General features: G+C 67.3%; 8 protein-coding genes. 3 read left to right on the top strand and 5 right to left on the bottom strand.

What is annotated here, in order from left to right:
* The first annotated feature begins 86 nt into the window (after positions 1-86).
* Positions 87-1,046, top strand: a complete 960-nt coding sequence (locus LGY53_RS41600; RefSeq protein WP_225732184.1) for a hypothetical protein — start codon at positions 87-89, stop codon at positions 1,044-1,046.
* A 6-nt stretch (positions 1,047-1,052) separates the two neighbouring features.
* Here the strand turns inward: LGY53_RS41600 and LGY53_RS41595 are convergent, their stop codons facing one another.
* The 5 genes from LGY53_RS41595 to LGY53_RS41575 form a co-directional block, all read right to left on the bottom strand.
* Positions 1,053-1,766, bottom strand: a complete 714-nt coding sequence (locus tag LGY53_RS41595) for a class I SAM-dependent methyltransferase (RefSeq protein ID WP_225732183.1) — start codon at positions 1,764-1,766, stop codon at positions 1,053-1,055.
* A gap of 150 nt (positions 1,767-1,916) precedes the next feature.
* Complete coding sequence (locus tag LGY53_RS41590; RefSeq protein WP_225732182.1) at positions 1,917-2,267, bottom strand: YrdB family protein; 351 nt, start codon at positions 2,265-2,267, stop codon at positions 1,917-1,919.
* Between the two features lie 70 nt (positions 2,268-2,337).
* Positions 2,338-4,431, bottom strand: coding sequence for an MMPL family transporter (locus LGY53_RS41585; RefSeq protein ID WP_225732181.1), 2,094 nt, complete (start codon positions 4,429-4,431; stop codon positions 2,338-2,340).
* Between the two features lies 1 nt (position 4,432).
* Entirely contained in the window at positions 4,433-4,966 is a 534-nt protein-coding gene (locus LGY53_RS41580) for a hypothetical protein (RefSeq protein WP_225732180.1), read from the bottom strand.
* Between the two features lie 6 nt (positions 4,967-4,972).
* Complete coding sequence (locus tag LGY53_RS41575; protein WP_225732179.1) at positions 4,973-5,329, bottom strand: hypothetical protein; 357 nt, start codon at positions 5,327-5,329, stop codon at positions 4,973-4,975.
* A gap of 175 nt (positions 5,330-5,504) precedes the next feature.
* Here LGY53_RS41575 and LGY53_RS41570 point away from each other — a divergent pair, with 175 nt between their 5' ends.
* Both LGY53_RS41570 and LGY53_RS41565 read left to right on the top strand, forming a co-directional pair.
* On the top strand, positions 5,505-6,569 hold the full coding sequence (locus tag LGY53_RS41570; RefSeq protein ID WP_225732178.1) for a hypothetical protein: 1,065 nt from the start codon (positions 5,505-5,507) through the stop codon (positions 6,567-6,569).
* Positions 6,569-6,859: a DUF5703 family protein gene (locus LGY53_RS41565; RefSeq protein ID WP_167475041.1), complete on the top strand. Its 291-nt coding sequence runs from the start codon at positions 6,569-6,571 to the stop codon at positions 6,857-6,859. Before LGY53_RS41570 ends, LGY53_RS41565 begins: the two co-directional genes overlap by 1 nt.

The raw sequence follows: 6,859 nt of genomic DNA, 5'->3' as shown, positions 1-6,859 counted from the left end.
ACCACCACACCGGACAACCAGTCACCCGCTCCCTCATCGCCTTCGACCACTAAACCGGTTCGGACTCACTCGTCTAGGGTGCGAGTATGGACCTACCACGAATGTGGCTGGGAATAGACATCATCGGCACCATGCTGCATGGCGAGATCGTGATCCATTCCGCCGGCGGGAAGCGGGTGGCGCGGCGGCTGGGGCGCGTGGCATCCAAACTCGGATTCGACTATCGCGGCGAAACCCTGTTCCGCGGCGTACTCGCAGACGTACTCGCCGGACCCCGCATCGACTGCGTACGCACCGAGGGCGGAATCGAATGCCGTACCCACTGGGTCTCGGCATCCGACGGCACCGCGGTCGGGCTCGTCATCTGGCTCGCACCGCCACCGGTGGCGGTGCGGCCGGTCTACAACACGTGGATGTTGGATCTGCGCCGGCTCGTCACTTTCGGCGGCGGCGACAACCTCGAGCTCTATGGCGTCGACCGCCGCGTCGGTGAGGGTAAACCGATCCGTGCCCTGCTTCAGCACATGACCCCCGATGACGCACCGGCATTCACCCGCGCCCTCTACGCCATGGGAGCCGAACGGGAAGGCGCCATCGCCGATGTGGCGTGGTCGCTCCGGCCCGATGACAAGAATTGGGTGCATTGGTGGTCGGCGTCAACGGTTCTCGGCACGCCGGGACAGCGGCGCGCCGTCTACGGGCTGACAATTCAACTGCCGCATCGCGATGTCGACACCCGGCTGGGCACTCTCGTCCGGTACACGGGCGCCACCCTGCTCATGGTCGACGTGCACACCCATGAGGTCGTCAATGCCTCCGGTGATCTCGCCGATGCGCTGATCACCGACGAACAGCGCATGGCAAGCGTGCTCGGACAGATCGACCTGGGTCGTCTGATCAACGCGGCATCCACCAATGATATTGTCGAGCAGGCAATTTCGATCGAAGGGTCGCTGTTCCGGGCCGCGCTGTTCCCGATGTCCGCGGGCCCCGTCCAGCCCGGCTCCACAATCGCCATCCTCCTGGTACCGGCGTCCGCGCGGTGATGACGGTCAGCGCGGCTCGGCCGCGCCCGTATCCGATATACGGCGCGGCATACTCGCCGTCCACAATGCCGCCGAACCACGCGTGTCGACGTTCACCGAATCGAAGGCCCGCCCGAGCGCGGCCACCAGGCCGTCCAGGTCATCGGATTCGTTGTGGTAGATGCCGTGTGCGCGCAGCCGTCGCATCTCGCGGCGGCTGAACGCGTTGTGCGGGACGCCCGAATTCAACACGGTCGCACCGAAGAACACACCGTCATCGGCCAGGACATCGGCAATGTGCTGGAACGCCTTGCCTTTGCTGTCCCAACCGCCCGGCACACAGTGCATGAGATAGGTCGAGGAGATCGACTGGAACCGGCGGCCGTCGACCGGTAACGGTTGCAGGACGGTGCCCACCCGGGTCACCGGGTCGATCCCGCGCCGCTGTAGTCGCCGACTCGTTTCCGCGAGCGAATTGCGATTCAGGTCGACCAGGGTGACCCGGGGATGCTCGACCGGATAGATCGCATGACACAGATGCCACCCGGTACCGGTGCCGATATCGAGATGATCGGCGCTCATATTGCGGTTGTAGAGAGCGAGCGTATGCCGTGTGCTGCACCGCCAGATGAATCGGCAGTTGAACCCGAGGACCCGAAGGTCGTATATGGCAAGCATTCTCGGCGAGTACGCCGCCGCCCCGTCGCGCTCCGCCTGATCCAGGCCGGTCGTCGAATCCATCCCGTAACTCCCTCGCCCACCTGGCAGGGTGATCCAAAACCGGTACCCGCCAAGGCATCCGCGTTCCGGACGGGAATCACTCACCGACCCGATATCGGTCGCTATCGTATCCCGTCCGGAAATCTCCGGCCCGTCGTTCGCAACTATGACTCACGCCTGCCGCCAGACCAGGCGCAGCATCGCGTTCACACCCCACAGCGCGAAGAACACCAAACCCGCTATCGGCGAGAAGGCGAGGCCGATCAGCAGTGCCGCCACACCGAACCAGGCGATTTCGAGTGCGGCGCGGGCGGTTCCGCGCAGCGGGTAGCGCGCGTTGCGACCGCCGCCCGCACCGAACAGCGACCAGGTGACGATGAAGATCGCGGGTGCGGCGACGGCCGCGCATACGCGGACCGCTATCGGCGCAGACAGCGTGCAGCCCCAGCCGATCGCACCGGCCAGCACGCACACTTCCAATATGAACATCAGGCCCAGGTTGGCGCCTTTGAGCACACGCATCGTCCATCCCTCTCGCGAGTGCCAAGTGTCGCACCGCGACCGGCGATTCGCTGCCTGGGGAGCGAATCAGTCAGCGCCACACCAACTTCAATACCGCCGGGGTGAGCAGCAGCCGGATGACGGTGGCGTCGAGCAGCAACGCCGCGATCATGCCGTAGGCGATGTATTTCATCAGCACCAGGTCGGAGAAGCCGAACGCCCCGGTCACCACGATGAGTATCGCCGCGGCGGAGGTGATCACGCCGCCGGTGTGCGCGATCCCGTAGCGGATCGCCTCCGGCGCCACCGCCCCGTTCTCGCGGGCCTCCGCCATCCGGGACAGCAGGAAAACCTCGTAGTCGGTGGACAATCCGAACACCACGGTCACGATCAGCGCCAGCACCGCGAACATCAGGGGGCCCGCCGTGAAATGGAATATCCCTGCCCCGTGCCCCTCGACGAAGATCCAGGTCAGCACGCCCATGGTGGCGACGAGACTCAACCCGCTCATCACAACGGCCTTGACCGCCAACACCATCGAACGGAACGCCAGCCACATCATCAGCAGCGCCGTCACCACCAGGATCGCCACCAGCAGCGGCAGCCGATGCAGCAGCCCGTTGATGCTGTCGCGTTCCAGCGCGGGCACCCCGGCCACCATCACCCGCACCCCCGGCGGTTGCGGGATCGCGCGCAGTGCGGCGATCACCCGGTCGGCGTCGTCGCGGTGCACCAAACCCGCTTGCAGGACGTTGATTCCGTGCGTCGTCGGAACGGACTGATCGAATCGCCCGGTGAGCCCGGGTATTCGGCTCGCGGCGTCCCGGATGTCGCCGAGCTGCTGCGAATCCGCGCCCACCACAACCAGTTTCAATGGCTCGGTGCGGAAGCTGGGGAACAGTTCGTCGAAGCGCTCCTGCGCGATCCGTGCCGGATTCTCCTGGGACAGATAGCGTTCGCTGATCCCGCCGAATTCGATATCGCGCAGCGGCAGGCTCAGCAGCAGCAGCCCGAGCACGATCGGCACCACCACCAGCAGCGGTCTGCGCATCGCCCGCAGCGCGAGCCGGGAGAAGAAGCCGGCGTCGATCTGCGCCTCGGTCTTGCTGCGGGAGAACCGTTTCCAGCCGAGGAAGTCGATCCGATCGCCGATGATGCTCAGCACCGCGGGCAGCGCGGTCACCGAGAGCGCCGCGGCGAGCAGCACCGAGCTGATCCCGCCGTAGGGCACCGAGCGCAGCACGCCGTTGGGGAAGATGAACAGCGCCCCGAGGCTGATCGCGATGATCGCGGCCGAGAAGAGCACGGTGCGCCCGGCGGTGGCCACCGTGCGCGCCGTCGCCTCCTCGACGGTGCGCCCGGCGGCGAGTTCCTCGCGGAATCTGGTGACGGTGAACAGCCCGTAATCGATCGCCAACCCCAGACTCACCAAAGTGACCACGGCACTGGCGAATACGTTGACCTCGATATGGTCGGTCAGCACCCGCATCAAACCCTGGGTACCGAGTACGGTGAGCCCGCCGATGAGCACCGGCAGCAGCGCGCCGACCACCCCGCCGAAGACGAAGTACAGCAGCACCGCGACGATCGGCAGCGCGATCACCTCGGCGCGGTGGATATCGTTCTGCATACCGGTGTTGATGCCCTCGACGACCGGCTGCAATCCGGCCAGCTGCACTGTGGTGCCGCCCGGGCCGCCGCCGGGCCGTCCCGCGCCGAATTCCGGTTTCACCGCGAGGTAGTTCTCCACCACGGCGGTGCCGCTGCCGCGCAGTCCGACGCTGGCGAAGGCATGCTGTTTGGTGGCGTCGGCGGCGTTCCCGGCGAACGGGCTGTCCCAGTAGCTGTCGATCTTCAGGATCCGATCCGGGTGCGCCGCAAGCAGTTTCGCCAACGAGCCGGTGACGGCGGCGCGGACCGCCGGATCGTCGACGGTGGCGCCGGGCGGTGCGGTGTACAGCAGGATGACATCGCTGTCGGTATCGCGGCCGAAGGTGCTGTCGGCCAGTTTCGACGCGGCCACCGATTCGCTGCTCTCGTCGAACCAGCCCTCCTGGGTGTAGCGGCCGGACAGGTCGCGCCCGTACCAGGCGGAGGCCAGCACCGCCAGCACGAAGACGGCGAGCACGAGGTACCGGCGCCGGTAGATGAACCGCCCCCACCGTAGGGATCCGGAGCTGAGCATCTCAGCCGCAGGCCGGGGTGTGGTAATCGGCCGAGCGCAGGATGCCGCACAGGTCCGAACGGGAGATCTTCCAGCGGTCGTCGAGGTAGATGAAGTGCACGACGGTGGTGCGCACGTTGGTGCCGGTGCCGTCCTTGTCCAGGCGCATGGTCGCGGTCAGGGTGCCGTCGTGGTTGTCGAACACCGGGTCGGTGACGCCGTATATCGCCTTCGGATTGTCGTGCAGCGCCTTGTACATATCGGGGATGGCGTCGCGGAACGCCTCGCCGTCCTCGATCAGCGCGGTGCGCTCGCTGTCGGGCAGCGAGGGGTCGAGCGCCCGCTTGATCTGGCTGTCGAGTTCGGCGGCGGTGGGCAGCGGGTGCCGGGCGGCGCTGGACGCGGCGGCCGCCGAACTGGACAGGGAGGCGTTGGCCGAGGAGCGGGCCGCCGCCACCGACGCCTCGTCCTCCCCTTTACCGCAGGCCGCGGTGAGCAGCAGAGCGGCGGCCAGGGCTGGTAGCGCGCGGCGCATGGCGAAAGAAGTGGTTGGCATCACCATCTACATACCATCGATCACGGCGCTGATCCGGCCCAGCAGCGCCCGGACCGTCGTCACGTCGCGGTCGGCGGTGGCCGCGACGACCTCCGCGTCCGGAATCATGTCGCGCACCAGCGCGATCACGCTGCGCTCGTCGTCGAGGTCGATATCGGTGGCGGGCGCCTGGGCCAGCGCGACGATGTCGTCGGGCCCCGGCACCTCGATGTCCAGATCGGCGCGGTAGAGCTCCAGTTCCACGATGCCGCGCACGGTGCGGAAGGCGAACGGCCTGCCATCGGCCGCGGTGCCGAACCCGTGGGCGTAGGGACCAACGGTGATGTCATCGATGGCAAACCCCGATGGATGGTCGGCTTTCAACCGGATCTCCCTGACTTGGACACTGATTCAACTCAACGGTAACCCCGATCACCGACATTCCGGGTCCGGCGGGCCGGGCCGGCGGTCTGTCGCCAGCCCCGCGGACCACCGGCGTTCGGCATCATGGTCAGATGATGGTGTTGCGGTTGTTGCGTCGGTAGAAGGAGTTCGGTGGATGCGCCTTGACAGCTGTGTTCGATTGGCGCTCTCGGGGCCCGTCACCCGTCCCCGGGTCTCCCTTCCCCGCGGCGTATTCGCGGGCGCGCTGGCGCTGGCACTGCTCACCGGCTGCTCATCCAAACCGGGCAGCGACGATATGCAGACCCGCGATCCGGCGACCGCCGCCGCCGCGCCCGCGGTGACCACCGCACCGGCGGGCCGGGTGCTGCCGGTATCGCTGCCGGTCTCCGCGCTGCTCGCCGATGCGGGCACCGGACAGTTGGCGGCACTGGACGGCGCCACCCTCGCCCTGGTCGATCCCACCGTCGAACCGCCCGCGGTGCGCACGGTCGCGCTGCCCGCGAAGGGTGCGAGCCTGGCCCAGGGCACGCCGGGCCAGATCCTGGTCGCCGCGCCGAACCGGATCCTGCGGGTGGATGTCGCCACCGCCTCGATCGGCGAGGTGGCGGTGGACGGTGACGCGCGCTCGGTGCTGCGGCAGGGTGACGGCTCGCTGCTGGTGGGCACCGCCGACGGCAAGGTGCGCACCATCGACATGGATAACAAAGTGCGCCAAACGATTTCGGGTCTCGCCTCGGCCGACGCGCTGGCCGCCGCCGGTGACAAGGTGGCCGTGCTGGACCGCCGCCAGTCCTCGCTGACCCAGGTCGAACTCGGCAAAGGCCGTCTCGGGCTGGCGCTGCGTGCGGGCGACGGCGCGACCAATCTGATCGGCGACACGCAGGGCCGCCTCATCGTCACCGACACCGCCGACGGGGAACTGCTGGTCTACACGCCGGGACCGCTCGTACTGCGCCAACGGTTCCCGGTAAGATCATCTCCTTACGCGCTTGCCTACGATCAACGGTCCGACACCGTGTGGGTGACGTGCACGCAGAGCAACGAGGTCGCCGGATTCGATCTGTCGACGGGTATACCGAAGGAAGTGGGACGTTATCCGACGGTCCGGCAACCGAATTCGGTGACCATCGATCAGCGCACCGGCGATCTGTTCGTCGGATCCGCGACCGGGGACGGGTTACAGCGGATCCGCGCGGACGAGCGGAAGAGAGGGCAGTGATGGCGGCGCCGAAACCCACGAAGGTGCGGAAACCGCGCTCGACGCTACCGAGCGGTTGGGAGACCTCCAGTGAGGATTACGAATACGTCCCCCTACGACTACCACCCGATGTCAACCGGGTGACGGCGTCGATGCGCCTCACCATCCAGGCCGAATTCGGCGGCTGGGAGTTGTCCCGCGTGCGCGCGTACACCGACGGCAGCAGGCGGGTGCTGCTGCGGCGCCGAAAAACCGCGGCCGATCCGACCCAGCCGGCGCATGAGGCGTCGCAGCCGGAAGCGGGGATGTGA

It is taken from the genome of Nocardia sp. JCM 34519.1 (assembly GCF_020361265.1).
Classification (GTDB): Bacteria; Actinomycetota; Actinomycetes; order Mycobacteriales; family Mycobacteriaceae; genus Nocardia; species Nocardia arthritidis_A.
This window is presented reverse-complemented; position numbering and strand designations above follow the sequence as displayed.